Source organism: Marinobacterium sp. NO-S09, from assembly GCF_059179545.1.
In genome coordinates this window covers 2,636,847-2,651,711 of sequence record NZ_CP168954.1, presented here as the reverse complement: position 1 = coordinate 2,651,711, position 14,865 = coordinate 2,636,847, and the positions used below count along the sequence as shown (strand labels likewise).

Sequence of the window (14,865 nt, the reverse complement as noted above, 5' to 3'; positions counted from 1 at the left end):
TGGGTGTTGACGAACAGGTTTGGCGTACTTAATATACGCACCTCCTCGACACGGGGTGTTACCCCAAGGCGAGGCGGCGTGTAAAGCGCTCGTAGCTCAACCGGATAGAGCAACGGCCTTCTAAGCCGTAGGTTGCAGGTTCGAGTCCTGCCGGGCGTGCCAGGTCGTCTAGCCGGTCGAGTTACAAAGAGGTTATGGTGGGCGTAGCTCAGTTGGTAGAGCCCCGGATTGTGATTCCGGTGGTCGTGGGTTCGAGCCCCATCGTCCACCCCATTACCTCAAGCAGTATCATCAGCATTTGCTGATGCGGACGTGGTGGAATTGGTAGACACGCTGGATTTAGGTTCCAGTGCCGCAAGGTGTGAGAGTTCGAGTCTCTCCGTCCGCACCAAGTACACCCGATACACTAATGTGGTGGGCGTAGCTCAGTTGGTAGAGCCCCGGATTGTGATTCCGGTGGTCGTGGGTTCGAGCCCCATCGTCCACCCCAGTGTATTCTCCTCCCTTTATATATCTCCTTGTTTTAATTACTACCCCGGCGCTCGTTTGCGCTTTTTTTGCGTTCTCCAATGTGGCGTTATGCTTGACTAATGGCTGCGCTTGCATGAGAATTTTGCGCTTCATTATTTTGGCTCTGCTGGTCGGTCGTCCCTGGTTACTTTCCAGGCGTAATTAAAGAACCTGCAGGTCGCTACATCATGCTGCAAACTATTTGTGAGGATCTCCATGCAAGTTTCTGTTGAAACGACTTCCGGCCTTGAGCGTCAGATGACTATCACCGTTCCGGCTGAGCGCATCGACCAGGACGTAGATAAACTGGTAGCTCAGCAGGCGCGTACTCGCCGTCTGGATGGCTTTCGCCCGGGTAAGGTACCGACCAAGGTGATCAAGCGCATGTTTGGCAGCTCTATTCGCCAGGACGTTCTGGGTCAGGTCGTTCAGGAAAGCTTCTACTCTGCTGTTCAGCAGGAAGAGCTGCAGCCGGCAGGTACTCCGAGCATCGAATTCAAAAACGACAAGGAAGGTGAAGACCTTCAGTACGTTGCGACATTCGAAGTGTACCCGCAGATCGAACTGAAAGATCTGGCTGGTGTTGAGATTGAAAAGCAGACCGCTGAAATCGCGGATGCTGATATGGACAAAATGATCGAAACTCTGCAGAAGCAGCAGGCCAACTGGGTTGAAGTTGACCGTGCCGCTGCAGATGGCGATCGCGTTAAAATCGATTTCGAAGGCTTCATCGACGGTGAAGCGTTTGAAGGTGGCAAGGCAGAAGGTCACGATCTGGTGCTGGGCTCCGGTTCCATGATCCCGGGCTTCGAAGCCGGTCTGGAAGGCAAGAAAGCGGGTGAAGAGTTCGATCTGGAAGTTAACTTCCCGGAAGACTACCACGCTGAAAACCTGAAAGGTAAAGCCGCTGTATTCAAGACCAAGGTACAGTCTGTTTCTGCTCAGGAACTGCCGGAACTGAACGAAGAGTTCTTCGGCAACTTCGGTATCGAAGTGAAAGATCTGGACGGTTTCAAATCCGAAGTTCGCAAGAACATGGAGCGCGAACTGACTCAGGCGCTGAAAATGAAGCTGAAAGATCAGGTCTTCAACCAGCTGCTGAAAGCCAACGCTATCGACGTTCCGGCTGCTCTGATCGACGATGAAATCGATAACCTGCGTCGTCAGGCTATCCAGCAGTTCGGTGGTCAGGATGCCAACATCGACCCGAACATGCTGCCGAAGGAAATGTTCGAAGAACAGGCCAAGCGTCGCGTAAGCATCGGTCTGCTGGTTCAGGAAGTTGTGAAAACCAACGAACTGGAAGCCAACGAAGACCGCGTACGTGAAACCGTTGAAGAGATGGCTGCTACCTACCAGGATCCGCAGCAGGTTATCGACTGGTACTACAGCAACGACCAGATCCTGAACCAGATCAAGAGCCTGGTGCTGGAAGATCAGGTAGTTGATCATCTGGTTGCATCTGCTACAGTCACTGAAAAGGCGGTTCCGTACGAGGAAGCCATTCAGCCGGCTCAGCAGGCAGAAGAAGCTGACGAAGACGAAAGCGAAGCCTGAACCGAATACTCGGTCAGGGCGTAAGCCATAAGGAAACGACAGTTGGCGTCGCTGGCTGTCGTTTTTTCGCTTATCAGGTAAGGAGATTTAGTGCATGGCGGATATCTACACCGGTCAAGCCAGTGAAATTCAGAATTCCGGTCTGGTTCCCATGGTTGTGGAGCAGAGCTCACGTGGTGAGCGTGCCTACGACATTTACTCGCGCCTGCTCAAGGAGCGGGTCATCTTTCTGGTGGGTCCGGTTGAAGATCACATGGCCAACCTGATTGTGGCTCAGCTTCTGTTTCTGGAAGCCGAAAACCCGGACAAGGATATTCACCTCTATATCAATTCTCCGGGCGGTTCCGTTACCGCGGGCATGGCAATTTACGACACCATGCAGTTCATCAAGCCCGACGTGAGCACCATGTGTATCGGCCAGGCGGCCAGCATGGGCGCATTCCTGCTTGCAGGTGGCGCCAAGGGCAAGCGTTTCGCGCTGCCGAATGCGCGTGTAATGATCCACCAGCCGCTTGGCGGCTATCAGGGTCAGGCCACTGATATCGAAATCCACACCAAGGAAATCCTGTCTATCCGTGAAAAGCTCAACCGCCTGCTGGCAGAGCACACTGGACAGGACTTTGAAACAGTCGCGCGTGACACCGATCGTGATAACTTCATGGATCCGCAGACAGCAGCGGATTATGGTTTGATCGACGAGGTTCTGGATCGCCGTCTGGGCACCGACTGATCTCGATCTTCCCCTCAGGGGTTGAAATATCGCCGATCAGGGCGCATAAAAAGAGTACAGTGTTTTTTGAGGTAGAAAGATGGCAGATGAGACGACCGGCAAAGGTGGAGAGGGCAGCAAGCTGTTCTGTTCCTTTTGTGGCAAAAGCCAGGATGAAGTACGCAAGCTGATCGCAGGTCCCTCTGTCTTTATCTGTGACGAGTGTGTTGATCTTTGTAACGACATCATCCGGGAAGAAGTTCAGGACGCCGACGAGCAGGAACCCCAGGAGCACCTGCCCACTCCCGCTGAAATCAAGGAAACCCTTGATGACTACGTGATTGGTCAGGAGCGTGCCAAGCGTGTTCTCGCGGTAGCGGTTTACAACCACTACAAGCGACTGCGCTTCCAGAAAAAGGGTGATGTTGAACTCGGCAAGAGCAACATCCTGCTGATTGGTCCGACCGGTAGTGGTAAAACATTGCTGGCTGAAACCATGGCGCGTCTGCTGAATGTGCCGTTCACCATCGCGGATGCGACCACGCTGACCGAAGCCGGTTACGTGGGTGAAGATGTCGAGAACATTATTCAGAAACTGCTGCAGAAGTGCGATTACGATGTCGAGAAGGCCCAGTTGGGTATCGTCTACATCGATGAGATCGATAAGATCTCCCGCAAGTCTGATAACCCTTCAATTACCCGCGATGTATCGGGTGAGGGTGTGCAGCAGGCACTGCTGAAACTGATTGAAGGCACAGTGGCGTCTGTACCGCCGCAGGGTGGCCGTAAGCATCCGCAGCAGGAATTCCTGCAGGTTGATACGTCCAACATCCTGTTTATCTGTGGTGGTGCTTTTGCGGGTCTGGAAAAACTGATCCGTGATCGCAGCGAGCGCAGCTCCATCGGCTTCAGTGCCGTGGTGAAGAGCAAGGACGAAAGCCGTCTCAGTGAAGTGCTGCACGACGTGGAAGCAGAAGATCTGGTTAAATTCGGTTTGATTCCCGAATTTGTTGGTCGTTTGCCCATGGTGGCGACCCTGTCCGAGCTGGACGAAGATGCACTGATCCAGATCCTGACAGAACCGAAAAACAGCCTGGTCAAACAGTACAATGCACTATTCGAAATGGAAGGCGTTGATGTCGACTTCCGTGAAGAAGCGCTGAAGGCTGTTGCCAACAAGGCATTGGAGCGTCGTACCGGTGCTCGTGGCCTGAGGTCCATTCTTGAGGCGACATTGCTGGATATCATGTACCAGCTGCCGTCACTGGATAATGTTGCCAAGGTTGTGATCGATGAGGGTGTTATCAATGGCACCAGCGATCCGATCCTGATCTATGAAAATCAGGATTCGGCCAAGGCCGCTTCGGACGACTGATCAGTTCTGTTTCTGAAAAAAATCCTCGCATATGCGGGGATTTTTTTTGTCTGTAAAAGATGCAATGCAGAATCGCTTTGCGTCGCCTTCTATCCACGCCTTATAATCCCGAACCGGTCGTTAATATCAGAATTAAATCCATAACGGCTTTTGGACAAGAACGATAAGGAACGGATAGATGTTGAAACGTCGAACTTTCATGGCGGCTGCCACCGCCTGCATGCTGCTCAGTCCGCTGGCCCAGGCTGAATACAAATCCGAATACACCGTTTCCACGGTGCTGCCGTCTGCATTCCCTTGGGGTCAGGCTGCCGACAAATGGGTAGAGCTGGTTAAAGAGCGCTCTGAAGGGCGCATCAATATGAAAATCTACTCCAGCGCCCAGCTGGTGTCAGGTGACCAGACCAAGGAATTCTCTGCCATGCGTTCCGGTCTGATCGATATGGCCGTAGGCTCTACCATCAACTGGTCGCCGCAGGTACCGGAACTGAACCTGTTCTCCCTGCCGTTCCTGATGCCGGACCATGCTGCCATTGATGCCATCACCCAGGGTGAAGCGGGCAAGGCGGTATTCAAGGCTGTCGAGAAGCGTGGTGTTACTCCCCTGGCATGGGGTGAGAACGGCTTCCGTCAGCTGTCCAACTCCAAGCAGAAGGTAGATGAGCCGGCTGATCTTGCTGGCATGAAAGTGCGTGTCGTTGGCTCTCCGCTGTTCCAGGACACCTTTACCGCACTGGGTGCCAACCCGACCCAGATGAGCTGGGCCGATGCCAAGCCGGCACTGACCACCGGTGCTGTTGATGGCCAGGAAAACCCGCTGTCCGTGTTTGACGTGGCGCGTATCGACCAGGTTGGTCAGAAGCATCTGACCCGTTGGGGCTACATGGCTGACCCGCTGGTATTTGCTGTCAGCACCCGTGTATGGCGCCAGTTCTCCCCGGAAGACCAGCAGCTGTTGAAACAGGCCGCTATCGACGCCGGTCAGTGGGAAATCAAGAAATCCCGTGCCGAGCTGGATGAAACACTGGCCAAGATCAAGGAGCGTGGCGTTGAAGTCACTGATCTGACGCCTGAACAGCACGCAGCCTTTGTTGAAGCGACTCAATCCGTATACGAGAAATGGACCCCTCGTATCGGCGAAGATCTGGTGAAGCAGGCACAGGACGCCATTGCCAACCGCAAGTAATCGCCTCGGCGACATCCGCACATCGGGCGGGTGTCGCCACCTCCCTCTGGAGCCGATATGTCTACCCGAAAACCCAAGTTCAGGCCGGAAGCCTGGCTCGCGTCCCTGGCGCTGATTGCCATCTGTTTGATCAGTCTGGGTAACGTGATTGTGCGTTATGCCACCGATGCCTCTTTTGCCTTCACTGAAGAATTCTCTGTTTTTTTTCTGGTCCTGCTGACTTTTGCCGGCGCGGCTGTGGCTGCTCGCCATAATCAGCATATTCGTATAGAACTGGTTGAACACCACCTGCCTAAAAGCCTGCTGAAAGTTGTATATGTGCTGCAGTGGCTGGCTGGCATGATTGTATTGGGCATCACCTGCTGGTATGGCGCCATATTTGCGCTGGAAGAATATCAGTGGGAATCCCTGTCGCCGGGGTTGGGTCTGCCCAACTGGATCTATGTTGCCTGGCTCCCGTTGATGGCCGCTGCGATCATGATTCGTATCACCCAGAACCTGGTGGACCGTTTGCGCGGCAAGCAGGACGAGGAGGTGATCCATGAGTCCTGATCTGCTGATGATCGGCAGTTTTCTGCTGGCATTGTTGCTCGGTGTCCCCGTTGCCTTTGCGCTGGGTTTGGGTGGTGTTGTCGGCATCGTGACTGGCCTGTCACCAGATATGCTGGCAACGCTGGGCACCAACACCTATAACAGCGTGGCGAAGTATCCCCTGATTGCCATTCCCCTGTTTATTTTGACTGGTCTTATTTTTGAGCGGGCAGGGGTTGCCGCCAGCCTGGTTCGCTTTGCCCAGGCAATCATTGGTCCACGACATGGTGGCCTTGCTGTTGTTGCCGTGCTGGTGTGTCTGATTATGGGGGGCATGAGCGGTTCAGGCCCTGCAGACGCGGCTGCCGTTGCCATGGTAATGCTGCCCAGCATGCGTAAGGCAGGCTATCCGCAGCCGTTTTCAGCAACGTTGATTGCGGCCTCGTCTTCTACAGCAATTCTGATTCCGCCATCGATTGCCCTGATCCTGTACTCCATTGTGGTGCCGGGTGTCGATCTGCGTGCACTCTTTGCGGCGGGGCTGTTCCCGGGCGTTCTGGCTGGTTTGTCCCTGCTGGTACCTGCGCTCCTGCTGGCGCGCAAGCATGGCTGGGAAGACCCTGAAGCCACCGAGCGTCCGCCGCTGTGGGAGAGCTTCAAGGCGGCCTTGCCGGCCCTGTTTGCCCCGGTCATCATCCTGGGTGGCCTGCGGTCCGGTTTGTTCACTCCGACAGAAGCGGCCGTGGTGGCGGTAACCTACGGCGTAATCGTAGGTAGCCTTATCTACCGCAATCTCAGCTTCAAGGACCTGTTTGAGCTGATTACAGAAGCGGCGGTAACCTCAGGTGTCGTCATGTTGATTATCGCGCTGGCCGGCATTTTTGCCTGGGCAGGTACCACCCTGGGTACCTTCCAGCATTTGGCAGAAGGCATGCTGTCATTGTCTGATAACGGCTGGGTATTGTTGGGGCTGGTGATGTTGCTGGTGCTCTTTGCCGGCATGTTGCTGGATGCCGTTTCAATCTACCTGATTCTGATCCCGATCCTGCTGCCATTGATGAATCACTTTGGCTGGAATCCGGTCTGGTTCGGTATCCTATTGGCAATGAATATTGCTATTGGCCAGTTCACACCTCCGGTGGCGGTGAACCTGATGGTGACCACGCGGATCGCCAACATCCGTCTGGAGCATACGATGGGTTGGGCGCTTGTCTTTATTGCGGCCATGGCAACCAGTCTTTTGTTGGTCATGCTGGTACCCGGTATCGCGCTCTGGCTACCGGATAAGCTGGGCTACGTGGTCGGCAACTGGTAAAACGCGTTATAACAGGGGCCTTCGGGCCCCTGTTCTTCATCCTGTCTCACTGACGAACAACATATCTACTACTAAAGAGCCATATTCTCACGCCCAAGGCACTATACTCTGGAATCGAGCAGCCTAGCTAAGATTGATAGCGTCAATCGTTACTGCTCGCCGAGCAAGATGCGAATAACAACAAGAGGCTAAGAATATGATCTACGCACAGCCAGGACAGGCGGATTCCATCGTTTCTCTGAAGCCACGTTACGGCAACTTCATTGGTGGGGAATGGACCGCTCCGGTTAAAGGTGAATACTTCCAGAACGTATCCCCGGTAACCGGTGAAGCTTTCTGCGAAATCCCGCGTTCTACTGCGGAAGATATCGAACTGGCGCTGGACGCTGCACACGCTGCCAAGGATGCCTGGGGTCGTACCTCTGTCGCCGAGCGCTCTAACATCCTGCTCAAAATTGCAGACCGTCTGGAAGCAAACCTCGAAAAAATTGCGGTTGCCGAAACCTGGGACAACGGTAAAGCCGTTCGTGAAACTCTGGCGGCAGACGTTCCCCTGGCCGTTGACCACTTCCGTTACTTCGCTGGCTGCATCCGCGCTCAGGAAGGCAGCATCGGTGAAATCGACGAAAACACTGTCGCTTACCATTTCCATGAGCCTCTAGGCGTTGTTGGCCAGATCATCCCGTGGAACTTCCCGCTGCTGATGGCCGCCTGGAAAATCGCTCCCGCGCTGGCCGCTGGTAACTGCATCGTGCTGAAGCCGGCCGAGCAGACTCCCTGGTCAATCCTGGTTCTGATTGAAGCGATCGAAGATCTGCTGCCAAAGGGCACTCTGAACATCGTAAACGGTTTCGGTGCTGAAGCGGGCCAGGCGCTTGCCACCAGCACGCGTATCGCCAAGATCGCGTTCACCGGTTCTACTCCGGTTGGCTCCCACATCCTGAAATGTGCCGCCGAGAACATCATCCCGTCTACCGTTGAGCTGGGCGGCAAATCGCCGAACATCTACTTCGAAGACATCATGGATCATGAAGATGCCTTCATCGACAAGTGTGTCGAAGGTACGGTTCTGGCGTTCTTCAACCAGGGTGAGGTTTGCACCTGCCCGTCTCGTCTGCTGGTTCAGGAAAGCATCTATGACCAGTTCATCGAGCGTGTTATCGATCGCATCAAGAATATCAAGCGTGGCAACCCGCTGGATTCTGAAACCATGGTCGGTGCTCAGGCATCTCAGGAACAGTTCGACAAGATCCTGGGCTACTTCGATATCGGTCGTGCCGAGGGCGCTGAAGTGCTGATCGGTGGTGACAAAGAGCAACTGGAAGGCGGTCTGGGTACCGGCTACTACATCCAGCCGACTCTGCTGAAAGGCACCAACGACATGCGTGTGTTCCAGGAAGAGATCTTTGGTCCGGTTGTTTCCGTAACGACCTTCAAAGACGAAGCTGAAGCACTGGCAATCGCCAACGACACCGAGTTCGGTCTGGGCGCAGGCGTATGGAGCCGCGACATGAACCGCTCTTACCGCATGGGTCGTGGTATCCAGGCCGGTCGTGTATGGACTAACTGCTACCACCAGTACCCGGCACACGCTGCCTTCGGTGGTTACAAGAAGTCTGGTGTAGGCCGTGAAACACACAAAATGATGCTCGACCATTACCAGCAGACCAAGAACATGCTGGTGAGCTACGACATCAACCCGCTGGGCTTCTTCTAAGCCGGCATTTCTCCGAAGCTCTCGCACATGGACGTGCACACCATGGCTGCCCGCCCCGGCAGCCTTCGCTCTGCAGTACATTTTTAACGGCCTACGGGCCGTTTTTTTATGTCTGGAGGCTATGTTGTTGTGGGCAGTCAGGGTAGGGCGGAAGTGTCGCTATACCAAATCAGCCCTCAATTCGTTCCAAAGTACCATATTGGGGCAGGGGGCAGGTTGCCTACCATCAAGGTGTCTAAAGTGACAAATCGATAACAACAAGAGGATCACATCATGTGGACTAAACCTGCTTACACTGATCTGCGCATCGGCTTCGAAGTTACCATGTACTTCGCAAACCGCTAAGCGTACCGGGCAGCCTCAAGGGGCTGCCCTTTCTTTTGCCTTCCGGCAACCCTACCCCCAGCGGAACATACAATAATGAAAATACAGATTTTAGGCTCAGCGGCCGGGGGCGGCTTTCCGCAGTGGAACTGCAACTGCGACAACTGCAAAGGCCTGCGCAACGGCACCCTCAACGCCAAGGCCCGTACCCAATCCTCCATCGCGGCCAGCCTCAACGGACGTGACTGGATCCTGTTTAACGCCTCACCGGATATCCGCGCTCAGCTGGAAAGCTTCGAGCCCCTGCAGCCCAGGCAGGGCAAACGCGATACCGGCATTGCGGCGGTCGTGCTGATGGACAGTCAAATCGACCACACCACCGGTTTGTTGATGTTGCGCGAAGGCTGCCCGCATCAGGTCTACTGCACCGATATGGTCAAGCAGGACTTGAGCACCGGCTTCCCGGTCTTCAACATGCTGGAGCACTGGAACGGTGGGCTGGCGTGGAACCAGATCCCCAGCACCGAGACCTACAACGAATTCACCATTCCCGAAGTACCGGGCATCACTCTGACGGCCGTGCCGCTGCGCTCCAGTGCGCCGCCGTACTCGCCGCACCGTAACGATCCCCACCCGGGCGATAACATCGGCATGCTGCTGAAGGATGACGCCACTGGTCGCTCCATCTTCTACGCACCGGGTCTGGGCCAGATCGAAGAGCACCTGCGCCCGATTATGGAAGACGCGGACTGCCTGCTGGTGGACGGCACCCTCTGGCGTGAAGACGAGATGATCCACGCCGGTGTCGGTGACAAGCTGGGCGTGCACATGGGCCACCTGCCTCAGTCTGGCGAGAACGGCATGATCGCCTATCTGGATACGCTGGATAAGCCGCGCAAGGTGCTGATCCACATTAACAACACCAACCCGATCCTGATCGAAGACTCCCCCGAGCGGGGCGTTCTGGCCGAGCACGGCATCGAAGTGGCCTTTGACGGCATGAGCATCGAACTCTGAGGAGAGCATCATGAGCAACACCGAACCGATGAGCCGCAGTGAATTCGAACAGGCTCTGCGCGCCAAAGGCGATCTCTACCATATTCATCACCCCTATCATGTGGCCATGTATGCCGGTGAATCCACGCCAGAGCAGATCCGTGGCTGGGTCGCCAACCGTTTCTACTATCAGGTGAATATTCCGCTCAAGGATGCTGCCATCCTGGCCAACTGTCCGCACCGTGACGTGCGCCGCCAGTGGCTGCAGCGCATCATGGACCACGACGGTTACGATGGTGCTGTGGGCGGCATCGAGGCCTGGCTGCAGCTGGGTGAAGCCGTGGGCCTTACACGCGAAGAGATCCTGTCCCACGAGCATGTACTGCCGGGCGTACGCTTTGCCGTGGATGCCTATGTGAACTTCGCTCGCCGTGCCACCTGGCAGGAAGCGGCCAGCTCCTCGCTGACCGAGCTGTTTGCCCCGCATATCCACCAGTCCCGTCTGGATACCTGGCCTACGCACTATCCGTGGATCAAGGAAGAGGGCTACCAGTACTTCCGTAACCGCCTGACGGAGGCCCGCCGCGACGTGGAACATGGCCTGCAGATCACCCTGGACCACTACACCACCCGCGAGCAGCAGGAGCGGATGCTGGAGGTCCTGCAGTTCAAGCTGGATGTGCTTTGGAGTATGCTCGATGCCATGACCATGGCGTACGAACTGGAACGTCCGCCGTTCCATACCGTGACGCCGGAGAAGGTGTACCACCGAGGACTGTTCAATGACTAAACCGGCGCTGGACCAGACACCCCAACTGAATGCCATGTTCCGCTTCCAGTGGGAAGAGGCGCAGAACTGCCATGTGCTGTTGTACCCGGAAGGGATGATCAAGCTGAACGACAGCGCGGGCGCCATCCTCAGTGAAGTGAATGGCGAGCAGGACTGTGCTGCCATCATTCAGGCACTGGAAACCCGCTTCCCCGAGGCCGGTGAACTGGGGCCGGATGTGCTGGAATTTCTGGCCATCGCCCATGAGCAAAACTGGATCGGTTATGTCTGAGCTCAAGTCTGAACAATCCTCTGCCCAACCGCCCCAGCACCAGAGCCAACCGCTCTGGCTGCTGGCCGAGCTGACCTACAAATGCCCGCTGCAGTGCCCCTACTGCAGCAACCCGCTGGACTTTGCCGCCCATGGTGAAGAGCTGACGACCGATCAGTGGGTCGAGGTGTTCCGTCAGGCACGCAAGATGGGCGCCGCACAGCTGGGCTTCTCCGGTGGCGAGCCGCTGGTACGCCGTGACCTGGAACAGCTGATCGCCGAAGGGCGCAAGCTGGGTTACTACACCAACCTGATCACCTCGGGCATCGGCCTCACTGCTGACCGTATTGCTGCCTTCCGTGAGGCGGGGCTGGACCATATCCAGATCAGCTTCCAGGCTTCGGACGAGACGGTTAACAACATGCTGGCCGGCTCCGACAAGGCGTTCCAGCAGAAGCTGAAAATGGCCCGCGAAGTGAAAGCCCAGGGCTATCCCATGGTGCTCAACTTCGTCACCCACAAGCACAACATCGACCGGATCGACCGCATCATCGAGCTGTGCGTGGAACTGGAAGCGGACTTTGTCGAACTGGCCACCTGCCAGTATTACGGCTGGGCCTACGAGAACAAGGAAGCCCTGCTGCCGACGCAAGCGCAGTTGGAGCGGGCCGAGCGCATCACCAACGAATACCGTGAAAAACTGGCGGCTGAAGGCAACCCGATCAAGCTGATCTTTGTGACGCCCGATTACTATGAAGAGCGACCGAAAAAATGCATGAACGGCTGGGGTGAGATCTTCCTCACCGTCACGCCGGATGGTACCGCCTTGCCATGCCACAGCGCGCGCATGCTGCCGATCGAGTTCCCCAATGTGAAGGACAATACCCTGCAGCATATCTGGCATGAGTCGTTCGGCTTCAACCACTTCCGGGGCGATGACTGGATGCAGGAGCCTTGTCGTTCCTGTGACGAAAAGGAAAACGATCTGGGCGGCTGTCGCTGCCAGGCCTATATGCTGGCCGGTGACATGAACGCCGCTGACCCGGTGTGCAGCAAGTCACCGCATCATCAGAAGATCCTTGACGCCCGAGCGGCGTCTGAGCAGACTAGTGCGGATGCGCCCATCACCTTCCGAAACGACCGCAACTCCCGTGTATTCGCCCGAGGCTGAGCCACTGCTCAGTGCCCAAGAGGCGGTTGCCGCCATTCATGACTACTCCTCTCTCCGTTTTCATCGGGGAGAGGTGATAGGCGTGAGTTTTGATGCAAGTAGTGGCCTCAATCGACTGTGCCGCTTCGTCTCTGGTAAAGCTGTTAATCTGTTGCCGGACAATTTCAGCGTACGCAGCCGTGTGCATGAATATGGCGGCGGCGCCTGGTGTGTGGCGGGAGACCTGGCCTGCTACGTGAACAATGAAGACCAGGGTATCTGGCTAAAGTCGCTAACGACCTACGATGATCCCCGGTTATTAACCCACGAAGCCCAAACCCGTTTTGCCGATCTGCAGCCGGATTCAGTGCGAAGCCGGCTGGTGGCGATCAGTGAAACGCACTACGCGGAATGGGGAGAGCCTGTTAATCGCCTGGTGTCGGTTGATTTGAAAAGTGGGCAGGTTACAACCTTAGCCGAAGGCGCAGACTTCTATAGCTCACCGGTTCTTAGCCCGGATGGGCGTCAACTGGCCTGGGTCGAATGGGATCACCCGCAGCAGCCCTGGCGCTGCACACGTTTAATGCAGGCAGAGTTAGGTGTCGAGGGTGAAATCATTGAATGCGTGCAGGTATCCGATAAGCAGGATGCCGCCTGGGCACAGCCGCGTTTTTCACCTGCAGGCCAGCTGCATGTCGTGGTGGACCGCCATAACTGGTGGCACATCGAAAGGCTAACCCCTGAGGGCCTTGTGCCTTTGGCCGGGGATGCACCCGCCAATACCGAATTTACCACTGCACCCTGGCAATTGGGTTTAAGTACCTATGGCTGGAATCATGAAGATGAATTGCTGGCGCTGGGGCAGTCTGAAGGATATACGCGGCTATGGCGGCACAACGGGCATGACTGGGAACCGATGGAACTTGGGGTTATGCCCGCCCGCCTGCATGCGCTTGCCTGTAATGGACAGCACCTGGCCTGTGTTGCTGAATTCAGTGATCGTGAACCGGCCATCCTGCGCATTGATACCGAATTGACAGCAGATGACCCTGACCAGACACTCGTATTATCAGGGGGTTCCGCGCCGGCCTTTCAGGTAAGCCTGCCACTGAGCCTGAGTGCGACTGTACAGAACCAGCAGGTGCCATACTTCCTATATCGGCCTGCCGGTGTGCCTGCAAACCAGCCCCTGCCTTTGGTCATCTGGACCCATGGTGGCCCAACAGCAACCACTGCGCCCATTCTCAAGCCCGCAATCCAGTACTGGACCCAACGGGGGTTCATGATTGCAGACGTCAATTACCGTGGCAGCACAGGCTACGGTCGCAGCTATCGGATGCAGCTTGAGCAACAATGGGGGATTAGTGATGTACAGGATGTGGAAGCGGTCGCCCGGTCACTTATTAAACAGGGATTGGCAGATGCCAAAGCCGTGTTTATTCGCGGTAACAGCGCAGGTGGGTACACAACACTGAGTGCGCTTTGCCATTCCAACCTGTTTCAGGGCGGTGCCAGCCTCTATGGTGTCAGCGACCCGGCACGTTTGAATGATTTGACACACAAGTTTGAATCCCGCTACCTGCACTGGTTGATAGCCGATCCTGACGTTCATCCTGAACGTTACCAGCAGCGCGCCCCGCTGACTCATGCCGAACGCATCCAGGTGCCCGTCATCTTCTTTCAGGGAGAGCAGGACCGAGTCGTGCCCCCCGAGCAAACAGGCGCGATGGTCGAGCGTTTACGGGCCAAAGGGTTGCAAGTCGAAACCCACTATTTCCCGGATGAAGCCCATGGCTTCCGCCAGCCTGAGAACCAGGCCAAAGTGCTTGAAGCAGAGCTGGCGTTTTACCTGCAGCTGATCAACCGAACCCTGTCCTGACCGGTTGCAAACCGGCATAGGGCAGGGCATTCTGAGATCACTGCCAGCAGGAAGTCGGCAGCTTCAAGCATTCAGTGGGTCTAAAACGGCTAACCAAGCAATTAAATCCGCTCCCTGCGGTTGCCTGGCGCTCCCATAGAGAATCCATATGGCATTCAGTGAGTTTGAATCAAAGAGAATTGAGCGGGCTGCTTTAGAGTTTCTGGAAAATCGGAGGCCGCCTGTCGAGATCCGACCCAAGATAGATTTAGACGTTCGGGTGTCTGGCCAAAGTGTGCAAATTGTCGAGATTCGTCCTCATTTCCGGGAGCCGTCCACGATCATTGAGTCACCGGTAGCAAAAGCTACCTACGTAAAAAAATCGCGGCGCTGGAAAATCTACTGGATGCGTAGCGATCTGAAGTGGTATTCGTACACGCCAGTACCTGATTCACGATCCATCGAGGAATTCTTTGCTATCGTGAATGCCGATGCGAATGGCTGTTTCTTCGGGTAGCACATCACCAGGCACTTAATGTCACGGCCTGTGGACGCCGCTAAGCCCAGCGTTATGTTCCCGAATTACCCACGAACAGT

14 protein-coding genes and 4 tRNA genes are annotated in these 14,865 nt (G+C 55.7%); all 18 read left to right on the top strand.

Annotated elements, in window-relative coordinates:
• The first annotated feature begins 85 nt into the window (after positions 1-85).
• Positions 86-162 (top strand) — tRNA-Arg (locus tag O3C79_RS12305).
• Positions 163-197: 35 nt separating this feature from the next.
• A tRNA-His gene (locus O3C79_RS12300) sits at positions 198-273 on the top strand.
• A 33-nt stretch (positions 274-306) separates the two neighbouring features.
• Positions 307-391 (top strand) — tRNA-Leu (locus O3C79_RS12295).
• 23 nt (positions 392-414) lie between these two features.
• Positions 415-490: transfer RNA gene (locus O3C79_RS12290), tRNA-His, on the top strand.
• 236 nt (positions 491-726) lie between these two features.
• Positions 727-2,067 carry a trigger factor gene (gene tig / locus O3C79_RS12285; RefSeq protein WP_010323049.1) on the top strand — a complete coding sequence of 447 codons (1,341 nt, stop codon included), beginning with the start codon at positions 727-729 and terminating at the stop codon, positions 2,065-2,067.
• A gap of 94 nt (positions 2,068-2,161) precedes the next feature.
• Positions 2,162-2,797 carry an ATP-dependent Clp endopeptidase proteolytic subunit ClpP gene (gene clpP / locus O3C79_RS12280; RefSeq protein WP_010323050.1) on the top strand — a complete coding sequence of 212 codons (636 nt, stop codon included), beginning with the start codon at positions 2,162-2,164 and terminating at the stop codon, positions 2,795-2,797.
• A gap of 79 nt (positions 2,798-2,876) precedes the next feature.
• Complete coding sequence (gene clpX / locus O3C79_RS12275) at positions 2,877-4,151, top strand: ATP-dependent Clp protease ATP-binding subunit ClpX (RefSeq protein WP_076461344.1); 1,275 nt, start codon at positions 2,877-2,879, stop codon at positions 4,149-4,151.
• 178 nt (positions 4,152-4,329) lie between these two features.
• Positions 4,330-5,337 (top strand): DctP family TRAP transporter solute-binding subunit, encoded by a 1,008-nt coding sequence (locus O3C79_RS12270; protein WP_076461342.1) that lies wholly within the window; start codon positions 4,330-4,332, stop codon positions 5,335-5,337.
• 57 nt (positions 5,338-5,394) lie between these two features.
• Positions 5,395-5,889 carry a TRAP transporter small permease gene (locus O3C79_RS12265; protein WP_010323053.1) on the top strand — a complete coding sequence of 165 codons (495 nt, stop codon included), beginning with the start codon at positions 5,395-5,397 and terminating at the stop codon, positions 5,887-5,889.
• Positions 5,879-7,183 carry a TRAP transporter large permease gene (locus tag O3C79_RS12260; RefSeq protein ID WP_494383329.1) on the top strand — a complete coding sequence of 435 codons (1,305 nt, stop codon included), beginning with the start codon at positions 5,879-5,881 and terminating at the stop codon, positions 7,181-7,183. The genes O3C79_RS12265 and O3C79_RS12260 overlap by 11 nt, the downstream gene beginning before the upstream one ends.
• A gap of 196 nt (positions 7,184-7,379) precedes the next feature.
• Positions 7,380-8,900: an acetaldehyde dehydrogenase ExaC gene (gene exaC / locus O3C79_RS12255; RefSeq protein WP_494383328.1), complete on the top strand. Its 1,521-nt coding sequence runs from the start codon at positions 7,380-7,382 to the stop codon at positions 8,898-8,900.
• 273 nt (positions 8,901-9,173) lie between these two features.
• On the top strand, positions 9,174-9,245 hold the full coding sequence (pqqA, locus tag O3C79_RS12250) for a pyrroloquinoline quinone precursor peptide PqqA (protein WP_003243383.1): 72 nt from the start codon (positions 9,174-9,176) through the stop codon (positions 9,243-9,245).
• A 75-nt stretch (positions 9,246-9,320) separates the two neighbouring features.
• Positions 9,321-10,241: a pyrroloquinoline quinone biosynthesis protein PqqB gene (gene pqqB / locus O3C79_RS12245; RefSeq protein WP_494383327.1), complete on the top strand. Its 921-nt coding sequence runs from the start codon at positions 9,321-9,323 to the stop codon at positions 10,239-10,241.
• A gap of 10 nt (positions 10,242-10,251) precedes the next feature.
• Positions 10,252-11,010 (top strand): pyrroloquinoline-quinone synthase PqqC, encoded by a 759-nt coding sequence (gene pqqC, locus O3C79_RS12240; protein WP_494383326.1) that lies wholly within the window; start codon positions 10,252-10,254, stop codon positions 11,008-11,010.
• Positions 11,003-11,281, top strand: coding sequence for a pyrroloquinoline quinone biosynthesis peptide chaperone PqqD (gene pqqD / locus O3C79_RS12235; RefSeq protein ID WP_076463644.1), 279 nt, complete (start codon positions 11,003-11,005; stop codon positions 11,279-11,281). Before pqqC ends, pqqD begins: the two co-directional genes overlap by 8 nt.
• Positions 11,274-12,431: a pyrroloquinoline quinone biosynthesis protein PqqE gene (gene pqqE, locus O3C79_RS12230; protein ID WP_494383325.1), complete on the top strand. Its 1,158-nt coding sequence runs from the start codon at positions 11,274-11,276 to the stop codon at positions 12,429-12,431. The genes pqqD and pqqE overlap by 8 nt, the downstream gene beginning before the upstream one ends.
• A gap of 82 nt (positions 12,432-12,513) precedes the next feature.
• Positions 12,514-14,289 carry an alpha/beta hydrolase family protein gene (locus tag O3C79_RS12225; RefSeq protein WP_494383324.1) on the top strand — a complete coding sequence of 592 codons (1,776 nt, stop codon included), beginning with the start codon at positions 12,514-12,516 and terminating at the stop codon, positions 14,287-14,289.
• A gap of 148 nt (positions 14,290-14,437) precedes the next feature.
• Positions 14,438-14,785 (top strand): DUF3024 domain-containing protein, encoded by a 348-nt coding sequence (locus O3C79_RS12220; protein ID WP_494383323.1) that lies wholly within the window; start codon positions 14,438-14,440, stop codon positions 14,783-14,785.
• Positions 14,786-14,865 lie beyond the last annotated feature (80 nt).

Coding starts and splice junctions, on each gene's coding strand:
- tig (WP_010323049.1), top strand. CDS start 727: ATGCAAGTTTCTGTTGAAACGACTTCCGGCCTTGAGCGTCAGATGACT.
- clpP (WP_010323050.1), top strand. CDS start 2,162: ATGGCGGATATCTACACCGGTCAAGCCAGTGAAATTCAGAATTCCGGT.
- clpX (WP_076461344.1), top strand. CDS start 2,877: ATGGCAGATGAGACGACCGGCAAAGGTGGAGAGGGCAGCAAGCTGTTC.
- O3C79_RS12270 (WP_076461342.1), top strand. CDS start 4,330: ATGTTGAAACGTCGAACTTTCATGGCGGCTGCCACCGCCTGCATGCTG.
- O3C79_RS12265 (WP_010323053.1), top strand. CDS start 5,395: ATGTCTACCCGAAAACCCAAGTTCAGGCCGGAAGCCTGGCTCGCGTCC.
- O3C79_RS12260 (WP_494383329.1), top strand. CDS start 5,879: ATGAGTCCTGATCTGCTGATGATCGGCAGTTTTCTGCTGGCATTGTTG.
- exaC (WP_494383328.1), top strand. CDS start 7,380: ATGATCTACGCACAGCCAGGACAGGCGGATTCCATCGTTTCTCTGAAG.
- pqqB (WP_494383327.1), top strand. CDS start 9,321: ATGAAAATACAGATTTTAGGCTCAGCGGCCGGGGGCGGCTTTCCGCAG.
- pqqC (WP_494383326.1), top strand. CDS start 10,252: ATGAGCAACACCGAACCGATGAGCCGCAGTGAATTCGAACAGGCTCTG.
- pqqD (WP_076463644.1), top strand. CDS start 11,003: ATGACTAAACCGGCGCTGGACCAGACACCCCAACTGAATGCCATGTTC.
- pqqE (WP_494383325.1), top strand. CDS start 11,274: ATGTCTGAGCTCAAGTCTGAACAATCCTCTGCCCAACCGCCCCAGCAC.
- O3C79_RS12220 (WP_494383323.1), top strand. CDS start 14,438: ATGGCATTCAGTGAGTTTGAATCAAAGAGAATTGAGCGGGCTGCTTTA.